This is a genomic window from Salipaludibacillus daqingensis (genome assembly GCF_029891575.1).
In the GTDB taxonomy this organism is placed as follows: Bacteria; Bacillota; Bacilli; order Bacillales; family Salisediminibacteriaceae; genus Salipaludibacillus; species Salipaludibacillus daqingensis.
The window spans coordinates 274,133-299,331 of sequence record NZ_JARZHF010000003.1 but is presented as its reverse complement, the minus strand read 5'-3'; the positions used below and the strand labels follow the sequence as shown (position 1 = coordinate 299,331).

The 25,199-nt window shown below is 39.7% G+C and carries 21 protein-coding genes; 14 read left to right on the top strand and 7 right to left on the bottom strand.

Annotated features, from left to right (window positions below):
- Positions 1–20 precede the first annotated feature (20 nt).
- From QDN89_RS08235 to QDN89_RS08210, 6 genes are all read right to left on the bottom strand, one after another.
- The gene (locus QDN89_RS08235) at positions 21–569 is read right to left on the bottom strand and encodes a cupin domain-containing protein (RefSeq protein WP_280769632.1); all 549 of its coding nucleotides are present in this window, start codon (positions 567–569) and stop codon (positions 21–23) included.
- Positions 570–604: 35 nt separating this feature from the next.
- On the bottom strand, positions 605–1,654 hold the full coding sequence (locus QDN89_RS08230; RefSeq protein WP_280769631.1) for an ABC transporter ATP-binding protein: 1,050 nt from the start codon (positions 1,652–1,654) through the stop codon (positions 605–607).
- On the bottom strand, positions 1,611–2,639 hold the full coding sequence (locus QDN89_RS08225) for an ABC transporter ATP-binding protein (RefSeq protein ID WP_280769630.1): 1,029 nt from the start codon (positions 2,637–2,639) through the stop codon (positions 1,611–1,613). The genes QDN89_RS08230 and QDN89_RS08225 overlap by 44 nt, the downstream gene beginning before the upstream one ends.
- Positions 2,640–2,651: 12 nt before the next feature.
- Positions 2,652–3,593 carry an ABC transporter permease gene (locus tag QDN89_RS08220; RefSeq protein ID WP_425335384.1) on the bottom strand — a complete coding sequence of 314 codons (942 nt, stop codon included), beginning with the start codon at positions 3,591–3,593 and terminating at the stop codon, positions 2,652–2,654.
- A gap of 16 nt (positions 3,594–3,609) precedes the next feature.
- Positions 3,610–4,524, bottom strand: coding sequence for an ABC transporter permease (locus tag QDN89_RS08215; RefSeq protein ID WP_280769629.1), 915 nt, complete (start codon positions 4,522–4,524; stop codon positions 3,610–3,612).
- Positions 4,525–4,777: 253 nt separating this feature from the next.
- On the bottom strand, positions 4,778–6,439 hold the full coding sequence (locus tag QDN89_RS08210) for an ABC transporter substrate-binding protein (RefSeq protein ID WP_280769628.1): 1,662 nt from the start codon (positions 6,437–6,439) through the stop codon (positions 4,778–4,780).
- 358 nt (positions 6,440–6,797) lie between these two features.
- Here QDN89_RS08210 and QDN89_RS08205 point away from each other — a divergent pair, with 358 nt between their 5' ends.
- From QDN89_RS08205 to dcd, 3 genes are all read left to right on the top strand, one after another.
- The gene (locus QDN89_RS08205) at positions 6,798–7,934 is read left to right on the top strand and encodes a M20 family metallopeptidase (protein ID WP_280769627.1); all 1,137 of its coding nucleotides are present in this window, start codon (positions 6,798–6,800) and stop codon (positions 7,932–7,934) included.
- 334 nt (positions 7,935–8,268) lie between these two features.
- Positions 8,269–8,523, top strand: a complete 255-nt coding sequence (locus tag QDN89_RS08200; RefSeq protein ID WP_280769626.1) for a hypothetical protein — start codon at positions 8,269–8,271, stop codon at positions 8,521–8,523.
- Positions 8,524–8,751: 228 nt separating this feature from the next.
- On the top strand, positions 8,752–9,306 hold the full coding sequence (gene dcd / locus QDN89_RS08195; protein ID WP_280769625.1) for a dCTP deaminase: 555 nt from the start codon (positions 8,752–8,754) through the stop codon (positions 9,304–9,306).
- A 244-nt stretch (positions 9,307–9,550) separates the two neighbouring features.
- On the opposite strand, the gene rpsN is transcribed toward dcd, so the two are convergent.
- Positions 9,551–9,820, bottom strand: a complete 270-nt coding sequence (gene rpsN / locus QDN89_RS08190; protein WP_280769624.1) for a 30S ribosomal protein S14 — start codon at positions 9,818–9,820, stop codon at positions 9,551–9,553.
- A gap of 442 nt (positions 9,821–10,262) precedes the next feature.
- On the opposite strand from rpsN, the gene QDN89_RS08185 reads away from it, so the two are divergent.
- The 11 genes from QDN89_RS08185 (at position 10,263) to QDN89_RS08135 (ending at position 25,145) form a co-directional block, all read left to right on the top strand.
- A complete protein-coding gene (locus QDN89_RS08185) occupies positions 10,263–12,590 on the top strand; it encodes a glycoside hydrolase family 10-like protein (protein WP_280769623.1) in 2,328 nt (775 codons plus the stop codon).
- A gap of 321 nt (positions 12,591–12,911) precedes the next feature.
- Positions 12,912–14,285, top strand: a complete 1,374-nt coding sequence (locus QDN89_RS08180) for an ABC transporter substrate-binding protein (RefSeq protein ID WP_280769622.1) — start codon at positions 12,912–12,914, stop codon at positions 14,283–14,285.
- Positions 14,286–14,354: 69 nt separating this feature from the next.
- Positions 14,355–15,062, top strand: coding sequence for an N-acetylmannosamine-6-phosphate 2-epimerase (locus QDN89_RS08175; RefSeq protein ID WP_280769621.1), 708 nt, complete (start codon positions 14,355–14,357; stop codon positions 15,060–15,062).
- Positions 15,059–15,910, top strand: a complete 852-nt coding sequence (locus QDN89_RS08170) for a MurR/RpiR family transcriptional regulator (RefSeq protein WP_280769620.1) — start codon at positions 15,059–15,061, stop codon at positions 15,908–15,910. Before QDN89_RS08175 ends, QDN89_RS08170 begins: the two co-directional genes overlap by 4 nt.
- A gap of 15 nt (positions 15,911–15,925) precedes the next feature.
- Positions 15,926–16,834, top strand: coding sequence for an ROK family protein (locus QDN89_RS08165; protein ID WP_280769619.1), 909 nt, complete (start codon positions 15,926–15,928; stop codon positions 16,832–16,834).
- A 3-nt stretch (positions 16,835–16,837) separates the two neighbouring features.
- A complete protein-coding gene (locus QDN89_RS08160) occupies positions 16,838–17,701 on the top strand; it encodes a carbohydrate ABC transporter permease (RefSeq protein WP_280769618.1) in 864 nt (287 codons plus the stop codon).
- Between the two features lie 18 nt (positions 17,702–17,719).
- A complete protein-coding gene (locus tag QDN89_RS08155; RefSeq protein WP_280769617.1) occupies positions 17,720–18,652 on the top strand; it encodes a carbohydrate ABC transporter permease in 933 nt (310 codons plus the stop codon).
- Complete coding sequence (locus tag QDN89_RS08150; RefSeq protein ID WP_280769616.1) at positions 18,649–20,019, top strand: FAD-dependent oxidoreductase; 1,371 nt, start codon at positions 18,649–18,651, stop codon at positions 20,017–20,019. The genes QDN89_RS08155 and QDN89_RS08150 overlap by 4 nt, the downstream gene beginning before the upstream one ends.
- Positions 20,016–22,634 carry a glycoside hydrolase family 38 N-terminal domain-containing protein gene (locus tag QDN89_RS08145; RefSeq protein WP_280769615.1) on the top strand — a complete coding sequence of 873 codons (2,619 nt, stop codon included), beginning with the start codon at positions 20,016–20,018 and terminating at the stop codon, positions 22,632–22,634. The genes QDN89_RS08150 and QDN89_RS08145 overlap by 4 nt, the downstream gene beginning before the upstream one ends.
- Before the next feature lie 90 nt (positions 22,635–22,724).
- The gene (locus QDN89_RS08140) at positions 22,725–24,239 is read left to right on the top strand and encodes a DUF4127 family protein (RefSeq protein WP_280769614.1); all 1,515 of its coding nucleotides are present in this window, start codon (positions 22,725–22,727) and stop codon (positions 24,237–24,239) included.
- A 9-nt stretch (positions 24,240–24,248) separates the two neighbouring features.
- On the top strand, positions 24,249–25,145 hold the full coding sequence (locus QDN89_RS08135; RefSeq protein WP_280769738.1) for an ROK family protein: 897 nt from the start codon (positions 24,249–24,251) through the stop codon (positions 25,143–25,145).
- The last annotated feature ends 54 nt before the right edge of the window (positions 25,146–25,199 follow it).

The following is a 25,199-nucleotide window of genomic DNA, read 5'->3' as shown; positions in this document are numbered from 1 at the left end:
ACGAAAGCAAACAAAACTAGTTAAAATATTTTAGGTGTGACGACGCACATAATTGTTGAACACTTATCTTTCAACGGGTTGCGCCAAGTATGCGGCCGCTCAGAAGGGAAGTGAATCGTATCTCCTTCTGAAAGGATATACTCCTCATTATCAATCATATACTCCACTGTTCCCTCAAGAATATAGTGAACTTCTTCTCCAGCATGCTGAAAGATTCGATCCGTTGCACCAGGATCAAGCGTTACAAGTAACGGTTCCATGGAGCGGGTAGAAAAATTACCGCTTAATCGAACATATTTAGCGGGGGACCCTTCAATGCGAAACGACCGCCGCTTATCTTTAGTTGTTTTATAGTTTGTATTTTGTTCTGGAGAAAAAAAGCTCGTGATTGGTACTTCTAATCCATCAGCAATTTTTTTCAATGAACTGATTGCAGGTGACGAGGACCCACGTTCTACTTGAGACAGAAAACTAACGGACAGACCAGTTCTCGAACTGAGTTCCTTTAATGTTAACCCTTGGTGATTACGGGTAAGTCGAATTTGTTTTGCTAATTCTGATTCAGACATAATGTTTAGTCACTTCCTTCTAAATACCAAGCTCTTCAGGAGCGTTGGATTGTTCCTTTGCCACCTTCAAGTGGATAGTGGCATGCAACAAAGTGATCCGGTTTTAGTTCTTCGAATGCAGGTGTATCTTGTTTACATTTTTCATCAGCAAATGGACAACGAGTATGAAAGCTACAACCTGAAGGAGGATTTACTGGGCTCGGAATATCTCCTTTAAGTACAACTCGTTCTCTTGTGTCGCGAACTTCCGGATCTGGGACAGGAACGGCAGTGAGGAGTCCTTCTGTGTATGGGTGCATTGGGTTAGCAAACAACTTTTCCCTCGTGGTAAGTTCCACTACTTTTCCTAAATACATGACAGCAATACGATCACTAATGTGTTTCACTGCAGGTAAACCGTGTGCGATAAATACAAGGGTTAAGTTAAACTGTTCTTGCAGTCTTTTTAACAGGTTAAGAATTTGAGACTGAATCGACACGTCCAACGCTGAAACGGGCTCATCACAAACGAGCAATTTCGGATTTAATGCTAATGCACGTGCAATCCCGATTCGTTGTCGCTGACCGCCACTGAATTCGTGAGGAAAACGTTGAGCGAACTCCGCACTAAGACCGACCACATCCATCAATTCATAAACGCGCTCTGATAATGCCTTTCCTTTATGGGTTTGGTGCGTTCGTAAAGGTTCAGCGATCAATTCAAACACGCGCATCCGTGGATTTAAGGATGAGAAAGGATCTTGGAAGATCATTTGAATGTCTTTCCGCTTTTGTCGAAGTTTTTCCCCATCTAATTCAGTTAGGTTTTCCCCTTCAAATATGATTTCCCCTTCTGTTGCTTCAAGCAAACGTACGATAAGATTTCCTGTCGTGGATTTTCCACAGCCAGATTCTCCAACGATACCTAACGTTTCTCCTGGGTATACTTTAAGATCAATGCCGTCGACAGCTCGTAAATATTCTCGCTTTTTCTTGAACCAGCCTTCGGTGACGTCGAAGTGTTTTTTTAATCCCCTAATTTCAAGGAGAGGTTCTTGCGTATTACTTTTGTGGGGTTCCTTCGTTTCCACTTTTTTGTCGCTCATGTTCCATCACCTCCTCATCAAATAACCAGCAACGAACTTCACGTCCATTTTCCATCGTCTCAAGTTGTGGTTCATGTGAGATGCAGTGGTCCATGGCGTGTGGACAACGGGGATGGAATCGACATCCTTCGGGCATATTGGCTGGCGTTGGTACGGTTCCTTTAATCGATATTAATTCTTCATTTAAATCTTGAATTTTCGGTGTACTGTCTAGTAACCCTTTTGTATAAGGGTGTTTAGGATCTTTAAATAACGTGAATACGTCGGACTGTTCCACGACTTGACCTGCGTACATAACAATGACGCGATCCACCAATTCTGCTACAACACCAAGATCGTGAGTAATTAAAATGATAGCTGTATCCATTTTTTTCACTAAGTCTTTCATTAACTCTAGTATTTGCGCTTGAATTGTTACGTCTAGTGCAGTCGTTGGTTCATCGGCAATGAGAAGCTTAGGGTTACATGATAGTGACATCGCGATCATCACTCGTTGTCTCATCCCACCACTTAGTGAGTGGGGGAAAGAGTTATATACTTTATCCGCACGCGGAATCCCAACTTGAGTGAGCATGTCGATACTCATTTTTTTCGCTGTTGCTTTATCAACGTTTTGATGCTGAAGAATCGCTTCACGCAGCTGATTTCCAATCGTAAATACTGGGTTTAATGACGTAAGCGGTTCTTGGAAAATCATCGCAATGTCATTCCCACGAATTTTACGCATTTGCTTGTTAGTATAGGTAGCTAAATTTTTGTCTTCAAACATAATATCCCCACCGACAATTTTTCCGGGATCTTCTACAAGTCCCATGATGGATAAGGATGTGACACTTTTTCCGGAACCTGACTCACCAACGATAGCGACGAGTTCCCCTTTATTGACTTGAAACGATACGCCGTCCACGGAAGGAACAGTCCCATTTTCCGTGAAAAAATGAGTTTGTAAGTTACTTACATTTAACAATTGATTTTCATCTTTCATGGTACCCCTCCTTTAACGACCTTGTGAACGTGGATCTAAGACATCGCGTAACCAGTCACCAAGGAAAATAATACCCAGTACTGTTATCGTAATGGCCAAACCTGGGAATGTTGCTAGCCACCAGTTTGTTGCTAAATAGTCACGACCGTCTGCGAGCATATATCCCCAAGATACATCAGGCGGTTGTACACCCATTCCGAGGAAACTCAAAGATGCTTCCAAAATAATTGTCGTAGCTACACTCAAAGTAGAAATAACGATAAATGTCGAGAACACGTTCGGTAATATGTGCCTACGAATGATCGTCATGTTTTTCGTTCCGATCGATTTGGCAGCTTTTACATATTCACGCTCCTTAACGGAAAGAACTTCTCCGCGAATCAGTCGAGCGTAGATGACCCAGTTTGTAACCCCAATCGCAAAAATCAAGGTTAGGATCCCTGGATTTAACACAGACAAAATAACAAGAATAAATAGAATGTTAGGAATAGATAAAAATGCATCGACGAGTCTCATCGTAATTGTATCGAGCCATCCACCATAATATCCTGAGAATAACCCTGCGGCCATGCCGAGAACTCCAGCAACAACAACAGAGAAAATACCAACAAGTAGTGAAATGGTTGTGCCATAAATGATGCGACTTAATATATCACGCCCGAGGTTATCGGTACCGAGAAAATGTTCGGATGTGCCGCCCTCTGCCCATGAAGGAGGAGCGAGCATATTGGCATAATTTTGTTCATTTACGCCAAACGGAGCCAATTGATCGGCGAAAATACCGACGATAAAAACGACAAGAACGATAAATAAACCAACTGTTCCTGTTTTACTTTTTAATAACAGTTTTGCCCATCGAGTGATCGGAGACGATTTTTTCAATCTTCTTTTCGATTCTGGAGTTGGTTCTACTGGCGGCTCTGGAATCGGTTCTGGAGTTACTTGTTGACTCACATTCAAGACCTCCTTTCTAGTATTTAATCCGTGGATCTAGGAGTCTATATAATACATCAGCGATAAAATTGATGAAAATGACGAGTAAAGCAATTAAAAATACAGCTGCTTGAACGATCGCCATATCTCTAGCATTGACAGCTTGAACGAGTAACTGTCCGATTCCTGGCCAAGCGAATACTTGCTCTGTAACAATAGCGCCACCAACTAACGTGGACGTCTGCAAAGCCATGATGGTAACAACAGGAATCAGCGCATTTCTAAACGAGTGCTTGTATGTGACAATCCCATTGCTGACACCTTTGGCTTTTGCGGTTCGCACATAATCTTGTTGGAGTATTTCAATCATATTTGACCGTGTTAACCGCGTCATCTCGGCGGCAACAGCAGTACCAAGCGTAATCGCAGGCAAAACAACATGCATGAAAGTCCCTCTTCCAGAAACAGGGAAAATTTGAGTGTTTACCGCTAAAATAAGAATAAACATAATCCCAAGCCAAAAGTTAGGCATTGCTTTTCCTAAAACAGATGAACCAGTAATAAAAAGGTCAATAAACGTATTGCGACGTGTAGCTGACCAGATACCCATTGGAATAGCGATGATTGTTGCAAAAATCATCGATGCAATAGCTAACTCCATCGTAGCAGGGACTCTTTCTAGCACTATCGACATAGCATCTTGGTTATATCGGTATGATTGACCAAAATCCCCTTGAACAGCATTCGTTAAGAATATGCCATACTGAACGTAAAAGGGCTCATTGAGACCTAGTGACTCTTGCACTCTAGCGACGTCTTCAGGAGATGCTTCTTCTGGTAGCATTAATGCGACGGGATCTCCAGCTACATAGACGAGACTAAAAACAATAAAAGTCATAATGATGAGGACAGGAATGAGTTGTAATAAACGTTGTATCAAAAAGCGTTTCATCAGTTTTTCACCTCCAAAGGTGGAATATGTATATCAGTGTGTTTGGCTTTCTTCTATAGGAAACGCGATCCATTTTTGTATGATTTCCTTCTTTACTTGAAAAATAAAGTAATACTGTAACGTGAAGACGCAAGAAAACTCTTTATAAAAGAGGAGCGACGTTTCGTCATAAAAATGATTCGGCCGGTAATGCTTCAACAGTACCTGCGGTTAGACAGGTACTGTTGAAATTCCGGTAGTTCACTAACAATAGTTATCTTCGTGTAATTTCATCTGCATAATACATTTCATCAATACGTGGTTCATAATCAACTAAGTCACTCACACCAAAGTTCATGTTAATCGAGTGCAAGTAAATGTGTGGTCGTTCTTCAGCAAGAATTTCTTGCGCATCTTGATACTGTTGTGAACGCTCTTCAGGATCCATGTTCACGTCAGCAGCGAAGAAAAGCTCATCAAATTCTTCATTAACCCAATCCATACGACCTTCGTTAAGTGGTGATTCTGACGTATAGTGGTCCAAACCTTGAGCTGAGTCAAATAGTGAGCTTGCAAGACCAAGTAGCATTAATTCTTCATTAGTATTACCTTGGTAATGCTCAATAAATTGGCTCCACTCGAGGAATTCAAGGTTTAAGTCGATGCCAACTTCACTAAGCATCCCAGTGATAACCTCTGCAATATCACTGTCCATTAAATAACGTCCTTGTGGTGCTTGCATCGTAATTTCAAGTCCGTCTTCATAACCAGCTTCTGCCAGTAGTTCACGAGCGCGCTCTTGGTCATAGACGAATGTGTCAAACAAGTCTTCGTTAGCCCCTACGTTACCCGGTGTCATACGAGTTCTTGTTGGTGTTCCAGACCCTTGCATAACTTGTTCAGTAATCGCTTCATTATCAATTGCTAAGTCAATCGCCTCAACAACTCTCGGGTCAGATGTTGCAACACCTTCTGTTTGACGAACGATGATTAGCATGGTTCGGTTTGATTCAGCGTTAATATGTCTTGTACCATCGTTCTCATCAACACGATCCCATTCGTTTGGTGGGATGTCAGTAACAACGTGTGCGTTTCCTGTTAGTAGTTCACCTACACGAGTAGAAGTTTCAGGAATAGCTCGGAAAACAACTTCTTCCCATTCAGTGAAATCTTCCCCTAGGAAGTAATCATCAAATTTCTCTAGTTCGACACGATCATCACGTGCCCAGTTAACAAAGCTATATGGACCACTACCTACTGGCTCATCCAAGAAATGATCCATGCCATTTTCTTCAATGTAATCTTTAGGTAAGATACTAGCACCTGTTTGGCCGAGGCGGTTTAACAGGGATGGCTGAGGACCATCTGTTGTCATTCGGACAGTAAATTCGTCTAGAACTTCAATGTCACCTAGCTGAGTAAAACGCGCATGCTCAGAAAGCGTATCGTCTTCCATTACACGGTCAAATGTAAATTTCACATCTTCAGCAGTTAGCTGATCTCCGTTATGGAAATATACATCGTCACGAATCGTGAATTCCCAAACGTCGTCTTCGATTGATTCATAGTCTGAGACAAGATGAGGTTCTACTTCCATCGTATCCTTGTTTCGTTTGAACATATAATCAAATACGTTTACGTGTACGGCTTCAGTAGAAGTGTTCCCGTGGTCATGGATGTCCCAAGATACCATGTCTGTACCCATTGCAATAACAAGCGTGCTGTCTTCTATTAACTCTTCCGCTTCTGCTTGTCCTTCGTCATCATTTTCTGCGTTGTTGTTGTCTGTTTCTTCCGCAGCATTGTTGTCGTTACCCTCATCAGCATTTCCTGTGTTCGCTTCATTATCGTTATTGTCTTCTCCGCCACAGGCGACGAGTAGGGCTAAACTAAGTACTGAGAAACCCCCGATAGTTCTCTTTAATGTCTTTTTCATCCAATTAAACCTCCATTTTACAGTCGCGCTTCACTTTTGTTGAAAAAATGAAGCAGGACTTTAATTTTGATATGATCAAGCGTACCATGATTATTTAGAATTGCAAGATTATTTGTAATATTCCTGTAATATGAAACCGGTTGCTTTAAAGTGATAAAGTAGGTGGAGGTCTTGAGCGAGTAGTATTTACACTATGTAAGACTATTTAACATTTTTTTTGATGAAATAATAGATTGTTGCAAATATTTAAAAAGAACAGTAAACTACAAAAACATTACGAGTGTTTTAATTACAGTATTCATTTAAAAAATAATGAAGTAGAGGGATTTATTAACAAATTGAATTAGGGGGAATAGCGATGACAAAATTGAGCGATTATTTTTACAAGAAACAAGAAGAAATAAAGGAAGACTTATTAACATTAACTCGAGCAGAATCTCCAACGCCAGATAAAAAATTAGTGGATGAGTGCGGACAAGAATTGGCGAAGCTGTTTTACGATTATTTAGGATTGAAGCCTGAAGTGTTTAAACAAGACGTACAAGGTGATCATTTGAAGTTCACTGTCGGAAACGGAGGAAAACGAGTCCTTTTCCTCGTTCATTTTGATACTGTTTGGGATAAAGGTAGAATCCCAATTGTCGAAAAAGAAGGTAAACTATATGGTCCAGGGGTATTTGATATGAAAAGTGGTATTATTCAAGCTCTTTGGGCAGTGAAAGGATTGATTGATATAGAAGGTGGACTTGATAATCTGGAAATCGTCTTTCTCTGCACATCCGATGAAGAGATTGGCAGTATAAGTTCACGCTCACTTATTGAGCAAGAAGCAAAAACTGCGGATGTTGTTCTTGTAACGGAAGCACCTGTTCATGGAAGCGGTGCTCTAAAAACATCGCGAAATGGTGTTGGTATTTATGAGTTAATCGTCAAAGGACACAGTTCCCATGCAGGAAGTCATCATTATGATGGAATAAGCGCCATTAAAGAGATGGCACATCAAATCATAAAATTGGAAGGGATGACGGATTATGACGTGGGCACAACGGTAAATATCGGTATCGTAGAAGGCGGCACCCGACTGAACGTTGTTCCTGATCATGCACGGGCAACGATTGATTTTCGAGTGAAAACAAAAGAAGAAGGTGCACGAATGGTTAAGGTTGTAGAAAATTTACAACCTTTAACGGAAGGCGCAAAAATGGAAGTGCGTGGAGAACTGAATCGTCCACCGATGGAACGAACGGAAGCAACAGCGAAGCTATTTTCTTATGCGAAAGATGCAGCGAAAGAAATTGGCTTTGAGTTAAAAGAAGCACACATCGGTGGAGGAAGTGATGGAAACTTTACAGCAGGCTTAGGGATTCCGACTATTGATGGGTTAGGTGGTTATGGTGACGGGGCTCATGCGGAACATGAACATATCGACTTGGACGAGTTGCCGAAGCGAACGGCATTAATTGCTCATCTTTTGAAAAATATCGCGAAGGAATAATAGTATGATTGAGTAACGAATGGGACGGACACATAAAAGGTCTGTCCTTTTTGTTGCGTTCTCATGCGAGTTGTGACACTTACCCTCATCTATTAATAAAAAATGTAAATTGACGCTTTTGTGAACTGTATTGTAATTGAAGCAATATTATTTTATATTATAACTATCAAGTTAGTGAAATGTATCACAAAACAACACGCAGATATTGTTAAACAAGGAAAGTCATTTCACAAACAAGTAAGAATAGTTTAGAAGTAAGTTGAATGATCATACAATACGTTTTTACAGTTAATTATGTGAATGAAATCACAATTATAATTAGGAGGAATGCAGCATGTTACAAATTACAGAACGAGCAGCTGGTATGTACAGAGATGATATGGAACTTTCAGGTCAAGATGAGGTTCGTTTATTTGTTCGCGGAGCAGAAGGATTTTTTCTAGGTGTTGAAAAAGACGCATCAGAATCAGAAGACTGGAAGACGGTTGTTAATGGCGTTCGTTTCTTTATTAAAGAAGATGATCTTTGGTTGTTTGATGGCATGACACTTGATTTTTGTGAAAAAGGCGATTGCATTAAGCTTCACTAAAAATATAATATTAACCGCTAAAAGAGCTTCCTGGATAGATCTGGGAGGCTTTTTTTTGATAGTTAGAGCGTCGGCATTAGTGAGTGACCGCTTCTCTTACCCGATTATCATTATTTGCACGAACAAAATATATTTCATGGGTTGGGAGAATATTGTCTTACTGCCATTTCATGATAAAATATATATAATATTAGAGATTGATAAACAGTGATGAGGGAGTGTTTTGTGATGATTTTAAGTGGAAAAACAATATCAGAGAAAATCACATCAAAAGAAATGGTCATCAAACCGATGACAGCAGAACAAATTCAACCTGCTTCTGTCGACCTTCGATTGGGGCATCATTTCCTTGTAATAGATGACCATTTAAGTACGAAACTTTCACTGACTGCAGAAGCGGTTTATCGAGAAATTGATGTAGGTGACAGAGGTTCCATTGTTATTCCTCCGCAGTCATTTCTTCTTGCAACAACGAAAGAGTATATTGAAATTCCTCCGACGTTAACAGCGTTCGTTGAGGGAAGAAGTTCGATTGGCCGCCTTGGCTTGTTTATTCAAAATGCAGGGTGGGTTGATCCAGGTTTTCGAGGACATATTACTTTGGAATTATTCAACGCCAATCGCTTACCGATTGAATTAGATGTGAACCGTCGAATTTGCCAACTCGTTCTTGCACAAGTGGACCAAGAAGCGAATCCATATGAAGGAAAATACTTAGATCAAAAACATGCAACCGCAAGTCGAGTGCAGTTGGATTATGAAAATCGAAATAGATTGGAATAGAAAAAAGCCATTGCCCTATATTTTCATTAAGGCAATGGCTTTTTTGCAGGTGAATGAGAGATTGTATTTGTGTCCTTTTTCTAAAAGCTTGTTCTTTCAAAAGGGGAAAAACTTCTTGAATTAAGCACAAAGTGATTTTTTTCAGCTTTTTTCAAAGATAATAATGGAATTAATAAAAAGAAGCCTGTTTTCATGCATCACAGGCTTCAAAAATGTAGTGGATAAACCGAAAATGTTTTTTACCTTACCAGCTGGCTTTTTTCACACCAGGAACTTGCCCTTTATGAGCTAGTTCACGTAATGCAATTCTCGATAACTTAAATTTACGTAGTACTCCGCGTGGTCTGCCTGTTAATTCACAACGGTTCGTTAAACGTGTAGGCGAAGAATCTCGGGGGAGTTTTCTTAACGCCGCGTAGTCTCCTTTTTCTTTTAACTCTCGTCTTAAGTCTGCATATTGAGCGACAAGTTGTTGTCGTTTTCTTTCTTTAGCTATTTTTGATTTTTTTGCCATAAGTTAATTCCTCCTTAAATACTATTAATAAATTAAATCGTAACAATTACGATTTAAACATAATTTCATGCTTTTGGCAAGTTAGAAAGATTTTCTTTACGAACTTTGTCAACTTGATAGGTTTAGGAAGAATGAAAGTAACAATAGGAGGTCGATAAGGAAATATAAGAAGAAGGCAGTAAATGAACGGAACGTAAATAGAAAACTACTAAATAAAAAAAGTGTAAAATGGTGCATTTATCCTTTTTTTATGAAAAATAAAAAGAAAATATCCACCTTTATCTAAGCTTATGTTACGATGAATGAAGAAAATGGAAGAGATTCATCTTTATGAACTCTTCTATCCATCATGATCTAACTAACATTTAGGTAATGTGAAGGGAGGTCTAAAACGAGTAGTACGGTATTTATTTTCAGAATATTAAAATCGGGAGGTAGATGAATGCTTGTTTCAAAATTTATTAAAATAGCGATAGTAAGCGTGCTTTCTTTAGCTCTGTTGATTACTCCATTTCAAGCTAAAGAAGCGGTACAGGCGGCTTTAGCGCAAGATTACATTCAATCATCAGATGGGGAAACCCACGTCATTGCAGATTTTAATGTACTCCGTGGACAGGATCAAATTGTTGTTTATACGCCTGATTACGGTAGTAATACTCCAAATAACCGTTGGGGGACAGAGGTAGTAGTTGAAAATGACGTAATCTTAGAAGTTAGAGATGGCCCTGTAGATGCAACCGAAAGAGCTCCAATTCCTGAGAATGGGTACGTTATTTCTGGACATGGTTCCGCTAGAGAGTGGATCCTGGAACACTTAGGTGAAAATGAAAGCGTTGACATTCTTTATGATGTAATTGATGATCCTGTGAGAACGTCGATGTACAATGTTAGCAAAGTAAATCCGGAACTGCCGCATGAATTTCCTGGCGGACGAGGGACCAATGAACTTATATACTATGATTCAAATTATGAGTATGAAACGACAGGTACGAATCAATATGGAGCAGAAGTCATTATTGAAGATGGAATCATAGTTGAAATGTCAGGAAGTAATTCAACCATTCCGGAAAATGGGTTTGTCTTATCAGGCCACGGAACCGCGCAGCAATGGATTCTACAGAATACTCAAGTCGGGGCAGAGTTATCATTTGATGAAGATCAAATGACTGTTCAATCTACTATAGATGCGAAGGCTTATATTAGGGCGGCGGAATTGAAATTAAATGAAGCGGAAAATAACATTGCTCTAGCTGAGAAAAACTTCAAGGATGTGCCGATAGAAGAAGCTATTGAGTCAGTGTCGAACGCACAAATTTATTTAGAAAAAGCCAACAAAGCTTTTGAAGAAGAGAATTGGATGGAGACAATTGATTATTCGGAGAAAGCAGAAAACAGTGCTAACCAAGCTACTTTCCAAACTGTTGAATCACAGGTAGTCGATGCTAGAGGTGTTTGGCATAGACCAACGGAGAACAATAAGGAGGAGATTATTCGTACGTTAGACAAGCTGGCGGATGCTAACTTTAATATATTATTTGTAGAGACCTTTTTTCACGGATATACAATCTATCCTGGTGATCATGTTGAACAAAACCCAAACTTTGAAGGGTGGGATCCGTTACAAGTTTTCATAGAGGAAGGAAAAAAGAGAGGAATTGAAGTTCACTCTTGGGTACACACCTTTTTTGTAGGACATGAATCGTTAAACCCTCCTGGACCTATTTTATCTGAGAATCCAGAGTGGGCAGCGGTAGACCGTGAAGGGCGAATTCCTTCAGTTAGAGAAGAAGGTTACTATTACTTAAATCCAGCTCTTCCTGATGTGCGCGACTTTTTGTCCACAGTCTTCGAAGAGATGATGACTGAGTACGAAGATCTTGATGGGCTACACTTGGACTATATTCGCTATCCTGTAAGTTTACCAATTGAAGCAGGCTATAGTTATGACGAATATAGCCGGACTCAATTTGAAAAAAAGTATGGTGCTGATCCATTGGAGATCACTCCAGATGATGAAGAACTGTGGACACAATGGAATGAATGGCGCCAAGAACAAATTACGACGTTTGTGGAAAGAATCCACCGAGAAATAAAAGAGGTTGATGAGACAATTGATATCTCTACAGCTGTATTTCCAGAAGTGTCAGATGCAGTAGACCAAAAGTTTCAAAATTGGATCGAATGGGTTAGCGAAGGCTACATGGATTTCATTACACCAATGATCTATTCTGTAGATACAAATTATGTTCAGCGAACGACAGAAGAATTTATGGATAAATTTGAACAGCCTGTGTTAGCTTACATCGGATTAGCCCCATTTATTGGCTTTTCTGATGAACTACTAGTAAGTCAAGTGGATGCGATGAATGATACGCAAGCTTTAGGACAAGTGCAATTTGCTCTGCACTCACTGAATGATGAGCATTTTAAAGCTCTTAAGGAAGGACCTCAACGAAAAGAAGCCGTTCTTCCACATCGCGATCCCGTTTATGCAGCTGAAATAGTTGTAGAAGATGCTCTTCGAAGAATGGACGAAGTTTATAGCGATGGCATAAGGCACTCGCTAACTAACCCTTTAATAAATCATATCCAAAAAATACAAAAAAGCTTAAACAAAGGAGATCTAGTCCAAGCTGAAAAACGGGTCGAAAAAGTCTCGAGATTTCTAGAGAATAGAAGTCATCATATAGATGAAACTGTGAAAAACTACTTGCAAAGAGATATGCAGCAAATCAATCAGTTGATTGAGTTTGCTAAGTTCAAAGAATAGACTCGCTCTCGTCTGTAATGACACAAGGTTGGTCATCCTACTCATTACAGGCGATCTTTTTGGAGGATTTATTCACAAATTAAAATATTTTTGGAGAAAATGTTCACTTTTATATCTTTCTATGCTATAGTCAACTTATAAATAAAAGTTTTCTGAAAATTACCGAAGGGGGATCGTCCACAAAGTAAAAAGGTGATCATTCGTTAATTTGCAATGTTACCAGTTTCATTGATTAGCAGGTAATTTAAGCTATATTTTTTCCGGTAAAAAGAAACCGCTTACTAACGTTGAAAAAAGATTAATTAAAAGGGGTGTATGATTTTGAAGAGTAATTCTATGAAATGGTTTTTCTTTATGTGTATGTCTTTCGTTATCGTTTTAGCGGCTTGTGGTGGAAACAATAATGATGCGGCATCAGGGAACGAAGAAGCTACAGCTGAAGAGTCTAATAATAATAGTGACGATAGTAATAATAATGATGCTAACAGCAATGCAGCTGACTCAGGAGAAGCAGTTGAAATAGAATTTTGGACGATGCAATTATCTCCTGATTTTGATGATTATATCAACGGAGTAATTGAGAAGTTTGAAGATGAGAATGACAATGTTACTGTAAACTGGGTGGATGTACCTTGGGGTGACATGGAGACTCGTATTTTGTCTGCCGTTGCAGGTGGAACCGCTCCTGACGTTGCTAATTTAAATCCTCAATTCGCCGCTCAATTAGCAGAGTTAGACGGTTTGATTAATGTTGACGAATTGATCGATTCGGAAGTGAAAGATCAATACTTTGAGGGAGCATGGATATCAAACTCTTTTGACGGAAAAACATTCGGAGTTCCATGGTACTTATCTAGTCAAGTAACGATGTACAACGCAGATATTTTCGAACAAGCTGGATTAGACTCAGAAGATCCTCCGTCTACATTTGAAGAACTATATGATGCCGCTGAACAAATTAAAGAAGAAACAGGGAAATATGGATATTTTCCACCGTTTGACGGCAGTCATGTGTTAGAAGCACTCGTCATGATGGGCGTTGATTTAACAAACGAAGAAATGACTGAAGCAGCTTTTAATACGCCAGAAGGTCTAGATGCGTTTGAATACTTTTCTAACCTATATCAAAATGAATTAATTCCACGTGAAGTGTTAACAGAAGGACATTCGGCGATGATCGATATGTACCAAGGAGGGCAGTTGGCGATCATGGCATCAGGACCTCAGTTCTTAAGCCAGATCGAAACGAATGCTCCAGATATTTTTGAAGTCACACGTCCCGCACCACAAATTACGGGTGAAACCGGACTGATGAATATAGCCGCTATGAATCTTGTCATTCCTGAAGGAACCGAATACACGGATGAGGCACTTGATTTCGCAGTATTTATGACAAATGCAGAAAACCAGACTGATTTTTCAAAGGAAACAGCGATCTTACCATCTATTGAAACAGCTTTAGATGAGCCATTTTTCCAAGAAATGGAGGAAGATCCTACCCCTGAGGAAGAAGCGAGAGTAGTATCAGCCTCTCAACTTCCTGATAGTGAAGTACTTATCCCACCTATGGAAAATTATGAAGACTTGAGAGTCGCAATGGTAGAAGCATTGGAATCTGCTATGTTTGAACAACAAAGTCCACAAGAAGCGCTCGATCAAGCGGAAGAACAATGGAATCAAATTTTAGCTCAATAATAATGAAAGAGGGGGAGGAGATCTCCCTCTTTCCATCTTTATATTTTGAAAAAGCTGGTGATGACGTCTATGACTAAACATATAATTGAAAAGATTAAAGGCTCTCTAATTGTTTCTTGTCAAGCTTTGGATGATGAACCGTTACATGGGTCTGAAATCATGGCATTAATGGCGAAAGCTGCTAAACAAGGCGGAGCAGTGGCAATTCGTGCCAACGGTAAAGAAGATATTCTTGCTATAAAGAAAGAAGTCGAACTGCCTATTATAGGATTAGTTAAAAGAGATTATCCTGATAGCCCAGTGTATATTACAGCTACAAAAGAAGAAGTAGATGAGTTGATTGAGGCAGGAGTGTCTATGATTGCGGTTGATGCGACAAATAGATCTCGCCCAAATCAAGAAACGCTTCAGTCATTGATTAAGTATATAAAACCTTTAGGTATCCCTATCATGGCTGATGTTTCAACGGTAGAGGAAGGGATGAAGGCTGAAAAGTTAGGTGTGGATTGCATTTCTTCTACGCTTTCAGGTTACACAGAATATTCTCCAACTCATTCTGGACCAGACTTCGAGCTTATTGAAAACTTGGTTAATTGTTGCTCTGTTCCTGTTATAGCTGAGGGAAGAATCAAGACACCAGATCATGCGAAGCAAGCTCTAAGTATAGGTGCTTATGCAGTGGTCGTCGGTTCAGCGATTACGAGGCCGCAAATCATTACGAAAGATTTCGCTGAAGGGATGAAATTAAACCAAAGAGTAAAGGGGGAAGTACATTGATTCATCCTGTAGATAAAAACACACCGGTAGCAATTCGAATTGATAGTCATTTAAAAGCTTTAACCAAGTCAGAGCAAAAAGTTGCAGAGTTTGTACTGAACCATTTGGATGAGGTGATGTATTCATCAGTAACCGATTTGGCTGACAAAGCTGAGGTGGGAGAAACAACGGTTCTTCGTTTCTGTAGAAAAATAGGTTTTAAAGGATATCAGGAATTTAAATTTTCTTTAGCGAAGGATATTTCTGCTCAATCTCAAGAAACAAAAAATGAAACGAAGGAAGAGAGCTTTATAGACAGTATCACCTCTCACATCATCCAAGCTGTTCAGGAAACAAAAGCAATGATTGACGAAAATTCTCTAAATGAAGGACTTTCCATGCTATTAAAAGCGAGATCCATCTACATTTTTGGTGTGGGGACTTCAGGTATAACGGCTTTAGATGCCAAGAGTCGTTTTTTACGCACAGGCCACAGTGTTGAAGCAATAACGGACTCACATTTCCAAGCGATGACAGCTGCAACGGTTCGATCGGAAGATGTGGTCATAGGTCTTTCTGTATCAGGTTCTACGAAAGATACAATCGACTCTCTGCAAATAGCAAAGAAAAATGGTGCTAAAGTGATTGCTATTACACATCATGCTAGGTCACCTATAACCAAGCTAGCTGACATAGTCTTGCTAAGCGGCGGGAAAGAATCACCTCTTGAGGGTGGCTCGATGACAGCAAAAATAGGTCAGCTTGTAGTGATTGATTTATTATGTACGGGTCTTGCTCTAGAAGATTTTGACTCTTCCATAGAAATGAAAGAAAAAACAGCGAAGTCTGTGACAGGAAAATTGTACTAAGCGGGTGTGAATATAATGGAAGTCATTGGTGTAGATATTGGAGGAACAGCTATCAAAGGAGCAATTATTACTAGTAATGGTGATTGGTGCGAGGAAATAAACGTTCCTACAAGAGCAGAAAAAGGGAGAAAAGAGATCTTATCTGGATTATTGAGAGTGATTTCAGAATTACTCAATAAAAAATTCAATATCGTCGGAATTGGAATTGGCTCTGCTGGAAACATTGATTATCTAAATGGAAAAGTAGACTTCGCTTCAGAAAACTTACCTGGTTGGACAGGGGTAAATTTGCAATCCCTTATAGAGGAAACTTATAAACTTCCAGTAGTTGTAGATAACGATGCGAACATGGCCCTAGTCGGAGAAATGTGGCGTGGTAACCATCCACATACCCAATCCGTTGTGATGGTTACGTTAGGAACTGGTGTGGGTGGAGCGAATATGTTTGATGGAAAATTATCTAGAGGCGCTTCTTTTAAAGGCGGAAACTGGGGACATTCCAATTTGGTTCCTGGTGGTAGGCTGTGTAATTGTGGTCGAAAAGGGTGTGTAGAAGCTTATTTATCAGGAACAGCTTTTGTTGAGAGAGCATGTGAACAAACCGGAAGATGCTATCGGCATGGTGCAGATGTTTTTAATGATTATCACCATCATGTGGGGGATGTTGTGCCTGTCGTTCAATCGTATATTCATGAATTAGCTTTATTCATAGATTCCTTAGCTGAAGGATTGAACCCTGAATTGTTTTTAATTGGGGGGGGAGTCATTCATGCGAAAGACATTTGGTGGGAAGATTTCCAAACATGCTTGAAACAAAATCCTCAACCTTCTCCGTTGGTGCGTTCGGCTAGTTTAGGAAATCGTGCTGGTATTTATGGAGCAGCTTTTACAATCATAAAGAAAGTCGAAGGAAAGGAGTTCTAATAAATGAAACAAAGTAAGATTGCCCCGTATCTGTTTCTCCTTCCAGGCTGTATTGTTTTAGGGTTAATTATTTTTTATCCTCTCGTTCAAGCAGTTTGGTTAAGTTTTACAGACTATAATATTATACAAGATCCTAATTTTGTTGGGATGGAGAATTATCAAACGATGATTGAGAGCGATTTGTTTTGGAAAGCCCTCGGGCAAACGTTTTTATATTTAATTGTTGTCGTGCCATCTTTGGTTATATTACCTATTTTTCTAGCAATATTAGTGAATCAGAAAGTGAAAGGTATTGGTTTTTTTAGATCAGCTTATTTCGTACCGGTTGTAACTTCAATGGTTGTTGTTGGGATCACATGGAAATGGGTTTATGCAGAACAAGGAGTACTTAATTACATATTAGATCTGATGGGACTAAGCTCAGTTAACTGGCTCACGTCCACATCTACGGCGATTTTTGCGGTCATGGCTGTAACCATCTGGAAGGGGTTAGGCTATTACATGCTTATCTATTTAGCTGGATTGCAATCAATTCCATCTGACTTATATGAAGCAGCGGAAATTGATGGAGCAAGTAAATTCAAGCAAATCATTCATGTCACGATTCCATTATTGGCTCCTTCTATCCTGATTGTAAGCATAATGTCTTCCATTTCAGCTATGAAAGTGTTTGAGGAGATCTATGTCATGACAGGTGGGGGACCCCTTAATAGTTCGAAGACCATTGTATTTCTTATTTACGAACAAGCGTTTAGTCGTTTGAACATGGGATATGCAAGTGCAATAGGTGTTGTATTATTCGGAATCACCTTGATTATTTCCATTATAAACTTGAAAGTTATGAGTAAAAAAGAAAAAGTAGCTTAATAGATAGGAGGAAGAAACATGGGACTTCGTGTACTTAAAGACGAGGAAGAGGAAATGAAAAAATCATCGATTACTCAACATTCTCAGAAAGAAGAAAAGCCGAAAAGAATAAAAAAGAAAACGCCGTTCACTAAATTTCTTTATAATCTGTTTATATACTCGCTATTAATTTTGATGACCATTGTAACAATAGGACCATTTTTATGGTTATTATCTACGGCTTTGAAATCTGGAGCAGAAAATATCTTTGCTTATCCTCCTAAATTCATTCCTGAACAGCCGACTTTGGCAAATTTCGCTAGAGTCATGGAGGCGTTCCCCTTCTGGCGATATTTATTTAATAGTTCGCTTGTTTCATTCGTAACGGTTTTATTAAATCTTGTATTATGCTCGTTGGCAGCTTATCCATTAGCGCGAATGAAGTTTAAAGGGAAGAATATCATTTTTATTTTAATATTAAGTACGATGATGATTCCATTCCAATTATTGATGATTCCTATTTATTTATTAGCTTTGGACCTAGGGTTGAATAACACGTACGCAGGGGTGATTCTCCCACATGCGACAACAGCTTTCGGTATCTTTTTAATTCGACAGGCGTTCATGACGGTTCCTTATGAATTAGAAGAATCGGCGCGAATAGATGGATGTAACAGTTTCCAAATTTGGTTGAGAATTCTTATGCCACTTGTGAAACCGTCATTAGTCACACTAGCTATTTTCACATTTATGATGTCTTGGGGAGATTTTTTATGGCCGTTAATCATTTTGGATGATACAAGTATGTATACCTTACCTCTTGGTGTAAATGCTTTAGCGGGCAGCTTCTCTTCCGATTGGAGACTAATAGCAGCTGGCTCGATCATCTCCATTTTACCAATTATCATCTTCTTTATCTTTATGCAAAAATACTTTATCGGCGGTGTAATGAAAGGAGCTGTGAAAGGATGACAATGGGACCTGATTTTAGATATGAAACGACTCTTCCTGTCACAGCTCATTATGAAACGGTAGTGATCGGTGGCGGATGGGCTGGCGTAACAGCTGCTTGTGCTGCTGGCAGGAAAGGTGCTAAAACACTGCTTATAGAAAAAAGTAATTGTCTAGGTGGAAATGCCACACAAGCACTGGTTGGGCCATTTATGCCTTTTTCCGTCAAAGACAAGCCATTAGTGAAGGGCATCTTTCAAGATATTCGTGATGATGTGGTTCTGCGGGAAGGTGCCTCTGGAGAAAGCCGTGGATTTGATGTAGAAATTTTAAAACAAGTTCTAAATGAAACGGTGGAAAAGTATGATGTTGAACTCCTTTTTCATACAGTATTAATCGATGTGGTGAAAGAAGGAAGAACGGTTAAAGGAGTAGTGATTCATAATAAGAGTGGGTTACAACTCGTAACTGCCGACTATTTCATCGATACATCAGGTGATGCGGATTTGGTTCATTTAGCCGGGGGGCAATACGTCGTTGGTCGTAAAGAAGACGGGTTGACTCAGGCGATGACAAAGATGTTTAAAATTGCTAATGTCAATATGGGTGAAGTTATTCAATACTGCCAATCAAACAGCGAACATTTCATGTTTATTGAAGACGAGGAACTCGTCTCCATTGCTGGATTTAAAGATTTAGTAAAAGAATACAAAAATAAAGGGGAGTTCCCTTTGCCTCAAGATTATATATTCTTTGTGTCGACGAATCGTCGAGATGAAGTCTTGGTAAATACGACGAGAGTGGTCTTAAAGAGCGGTATTTCAGGATCAGATATTACAGCAGCGGAATTAGAAAGTTTAAACCAAGCGCACGCAGTTATGCGTGTACTAAAGAACGAAGTGCCAGGAATGGAAAGAGCGTATATTTCAACGACAGGCTCACACATCGGCATCCGAGAAACTCGGCGAATTGTTGGTGATTATGTGTTAACGAGAGATGATGTTTTATATGCGAGGAAATTTCATGATGCGATCACTCATGGAGCTTACCCTATCGATATTCATAATCCTAAAGGGGAAGGCGGAGAGTTAACAGATATCAAAGAAAATGAGTACTATGATATTCCCTATCGTTCTCTTGTTCCCGTAGATTTTGATAACGTTCTAGTTGCAGGAAGATGTTTGTCTGCCACGCATTCCGCCCATTCCTCTGCGAGAATTCAAGCAACGTGTGCAGCTATGGGTGAAGCAGTAGGAACCGCAGCAGGAATCGCTTCAGAGGAGAAAGTATCTGTGAGAGACATTGATCTAACCAGTTTGCAGAAATACTTACATGAACATGGTCATATTGTTAAACCGGAGTATGTAGAAAGGGTGGAAGTGACGTGAAAACAGGACATATTGTGTTTCATACCCACTGGGATAGAGAGTGGTACTTACCATTTGAAACGTTCCGGCATCGGTTTATGCAAGTGATGGATCGGATTCTAGATGGGATTGATTCAAAGGAGATTGACACCTTCGTTTTAGATGGCCAAGTAGCCGCCCTTGAAGATTATTTAATCGAGAACGATGATGAATTAAATAATAAAGTCATTGATTATATTAAAAATGGGCGCTTAGTTATTGGCCCTTGGTACGTATTAGCGGACGAATTTTTAGTTTCAGGTGAATCATTGATTCGTAATTTAGAGATCGGCATGAAAAAAGCGGAGCAACTGGGTGGCGTTCAGAAAGTTGGTTATTTGCCTGATACGTTCGGTCATATCGGTCAAATGCCGCAATTATTGAACCAATTTCAAATTAATAATTCATTTTTATGGAGGGGAGTTTTACCTGAGAAGTCTGAATTTGTTTGGAAAGCACCAGATGGATCATCGGTATTAGCGATATTCTTGCCTGATGGGTACTATCAACCACTGCTTAATGAGATAAATCCTGAAAAAGCTGTCCAGTCTTTCACGGAGAAAGTGCTACCGTGGACAGATTCGGATCAACTCCTGTTACCGAACGGTGGAGACCATCTTATGCCTTCATTAAAAGGTATGAAGGAAGTCATTGATTCCATTCAAGGCGTTGGCGGTGTTCATTGGAAACAAAGCTCATTGGAAGACTATCTTCGCGATGTCAGAAAAATTTTAGTAGGTACTGACCGTCTGCCAGAACATCAAGGAGAAATGAGGTCTAATAATCATTTTTATATTTTGCCGAATGTCTTGTCTACAAGGACGTATCTAAAAGAACAAAATCAGCGGATGGAAGACAAACTTACAGGGCATGTGGAGCCTTTAATTGCTTATGCTTCGTTTATTAACAACCATCGTTTCAGAAAAACTTACTTAGAAAATTCGTGGAAGCTGCTATTAGAAAATCACCCTCACGACAGCATTTGTGGATGCAGTGTGGATAACGTACATAGAGAAATGGAAACGAGGACAATGAAGTTGGAACAGCGAGTGGACGTTTCCATAGCGGAGGCGCAAGAAACTCTCGGTATGAGAACAGGGCTCGTTAGTGGGCTGGCTTCTAGATACCCATTTGACGATGATAAATATTTTTCAGTTTTTAATCCTCACCCCTGGAATTACACAGGGTTCATTAAAGGGGAGCTATGGTTAAATGAACAAGAAGAAGAATTCGGAAAAGGGTTTTATCTTCATAACAAAAAAGGTGAAAGGATCTCCCCCATTGTTATCAAAGCAGAGAGAAGAGAGCTTTTTGCTTCACCAAGAGATGCGGCCCCTGATTTCAAGTCGATGACAAAATATACTTTTGGGTTTCATTGCGCAGATTTAAAGGGACTGTCTATGACACCCTTTGAAGTCAAATATGGTGAAAGTAATCAGCTTAAACAACTAGAGCGCTGGAACATGGAGAATTCTTCCTTGTTCATTGAACTTGAAAAAGATGGAACGCTAACAATGCTAGATAAAAAATCTGGTAATAAAATATCTGGACTTATGAATATATATTCATCCATGGATGCGGGTGACGAATATAATTATTCACCACCAATCAATGATCCAGTGACATTCGCTGAGCTAGCAGAAGTTCCACAAGTCTTTGAAAATGATGGATACTCGACCATGGAGTACCGCCTTTTATTGAATCTACCGAAACAATTAAATAAAGATCGAACAGGTCCGGTAAATGAGACAGTTCAATCAGAAGTAACGATCTATCTCCAATTAACAGAAGCCACGCATATGAACGTGAGTTTTCATATAAGTAATCATGCTAGTGATCAACGTTTACGAGCGATATTTCCTATTGGAACTAGTATCCATCAATCTAAAAGTGACTCTAGTTTCGAATGGGTCACACGCCCCGCAAAAAAGAAAGAGTTAGTAGATGCAAAAAAGGGGACAGAAGTTCCTGTCGTTGTAGAACCATCGCACTCAGCCATTATGGGTTATAACGATCAACGTTCCCAAGGCATTGCACTCGGTCAGCGCGGTCTGCAAGAATATCAAGTGATCGAGAAAGAGCAAGAGGATGAAATGCATTTAACTTTACTTCGAAGTGTTGGATGGTTATCTCGAGATGACCTCCGTACAAGAGGAGGAGGAGCAGGACCGCGCTTAGAGACTCCGGAAGCTCAGTGTATAGGAGATTATTCATTTGATCTCATTGTTACACCGTTTAATGAGACGAAATCTGAAGCCCAATGGTTGAGAACCGTCAAAGAGTTTCGTGTTCCTCCCCTTGTCCTCTCCGGCCATGCTGAATCACAAGAAGAGAAGGGTTTGTTGACAATTGACGAACAAAATTTGCAATGGAGCGCCGTTTGTCCAGTTGAACAGGGCTTTAAATGCAGGTTGTGGAACCCTACGGACAAAGAGATCGTGTTTCGTGCTGAGTCGACCGTGCGTCACGTAGAAAAGTGGTCTTTAAACGGTGAGAAGTTAAAGGAGATTGACATTCAGAATGGGTTATGGAAAGACACAGTTGCTTCTCATGAAATAGTGACATATATATTGATGAGACAGCATCCTGATTTATAAACTTTACGGGGGAGAGCATGTTGTCTCCCTTTTTTACATAGAACCTTTCATGACTAGAAAGGTTCGTTATATTTATAAGGAGGTATAAAGATGATGTCTGATATTGCATTATTGCCAGTGGATGCACGCCCGGTGACAAGATTACTTCCAGCTCAATTAATGAATGTAGCAGGTAGGTCCGTTCGTATTCCTGATAAAGAGGTACTTGGTTTTTTAAAGGATCCCGGAGATGTCAGCGCTATACATGAGTGGTTGCGCCAGCAAGTAGATCAAGTTAAAGGTTTCGTTCTTTCCATTGATATGTTGATTTATGGAGGGCTTGTTCCTTCGAGAGTTAGCCCTATTGATCTCACAGAAGCAAAAAAAAGATTGAATCTACTTAAAGAATTGAAAGAGGAAAACCCGGATTGTTTAATTTATGCCTATAGCACAACGATGAGATTGTCGAACTCTTATGTGAATGAAGAGGAGAAAGACTACTGGAGCGAATACGGAAAAGAACTTTGGAAACTGTCTTTTCATTCTCATCGACTAGAGCAAACAGGAGAGTCAGATTCGCAGAGAGTGATAGAAGAGGTAACTCGAGTGATCCCTGCACATATTATAAAAGACTATACAGAAACGAGAAAAAGAAATTTCCAATTGAATCAGTATTTGTTGGACGAAGTGGAAAAAGAAGTGATTGATTTACTTATATTTCCTCAAGACGATACGTCAGAGTTTGGTTTCAATATATCAGAACAACAACAGTTGTCTCAGAAGGCGGATGAAAAAAAATTATTCGACCAAGTTCTCATATATCCCGGTGCGGATGAAGTAGCCAGTGTTATGGCGACACGAATGGTATTTGAATTGGCTCATGAGCCACTCCCGTCATTTTATCCGATATACAGTGGAGAGAAAGGTTCTCTAATAAACGCCATGTATGAAGACCGACCGATAGTCGAATCGGTAAAAGGTCAAATTCATGCTTTAGGAGGTTCCTTTGAAGACGAGGGTAAAGACGCGGATATCGTATTAGCTGTTAATGTACCAGGCAAAAAACAAGGAGACCTAGCTTTGCAACTTGATTTGAAGGGGGTTCATACGGCCGATCGTAACTTAGGAGAATGGTTACATAGAATGGAACGTTATATAAATAAAGGAAAAGAAATAGCGGTAGCGGATGTAGCTTATGCAAACGGAGCTGACCCAGCGCTTATTCCTCGCTTATTAAATAAAATGAACTGGAAAGAATTATTATCATATGCTGGCTGGAATACAGCTGGAAATACAATTGGAACGGTAGTCGCTCAAAGTGCATTAGTCTATTTAGCGAAAAAAGAGAATAAGAACTTTCAGAAGAAAAATGAAGAGGTTCTTGCCCTTCGCTTGCTCGAAGATTATTTATATCAGGCGGTAATAAGAAAAATTGTAAGAGAAACTGCTCCAGAAGGAGAAAAGTCCGTTGATCTAGAAAAAAGAGTCTCAGGTGTATTTTTAGAAAGAGCGCAAGAATGGCTGATAACAAATAATATGGATCAATTTCAAATTTCTGATGTGTATTTACCTTGGAAACGAACGTTTGAGATCGGCTTTCTTGTTCATCAAAGAAAGGATGATTGATGAGTGACTATGAAAAAAAACAGAATTGGCATTGATATTGGAGGGACATCGATCAAAGCGGGAGTCATAGCTCCTGATGGTCAGATAGTTGCCCATAGAGAAATGGCTACCCCGTTAAACCCTCATCAAGGAATGGATCAAATCAAAGGGTTAATCGGCGAATGGTTGTCCAATAGTGAAACTACTATTGGGGTAGCAGCCCCCGGTCCGATGGATTTGCAAAATGGGCTATTTTTAGATCCACCTAATTTAAAAGGATGGCACAACTATCCATTTGTAAAACAGTTCGAAAAGAACGTGGGTAAAACGTGCCTATTTGAAAATGACGCAAATGCTGCTGCAGTTGGTGAATACTATGCTGGAGCAGGAAATAAAGCAAAAAGCATGGTCTATATTACGATTAGTACAGGGATCGGTGCTGGAATTGTTTTGAACGGTCAAATACTAACGGGGGCACAGTTTAGCGCAGGAGAAGTTGGGAACATGATTATTACGAATGAAGGTCCAAAACGTGAAGGGTTAAATGTTGGTTCGTGGGAATCATTAGCTTCGGGAACCGCGATAAAAGAAAAAGTAGAAGATGTTTTTCAATCGAAAGATGGAGCGAAAGAGTTATTAAAACGTGTAAAAAATAACGAAAAATTAGCTGTTGAAATGTTCAATGAATGGATGGAACATTTAGCATCAGGGATTGCCAATATCGTCCATGTGATTAACCCAGAAATGATTGTTCTTGGTGGCGGCGTCATGATAGGAAAAGATGTTATTCTACCGTCCCTTATTCCAGCAGTAAAAGAAAAAGTATATGCAAGCTTAAGAGCATCGATTGACATTCAACCTGCAAAATTAGGAACAAAAGCTGGTGTCATTGGAGCCTCTTATTTACCTATAGTCAAAAGATTATAAGTATGTTTTTAAATATACGACCGATAACCACAACCAAGGTTTTAGATGGTTGTG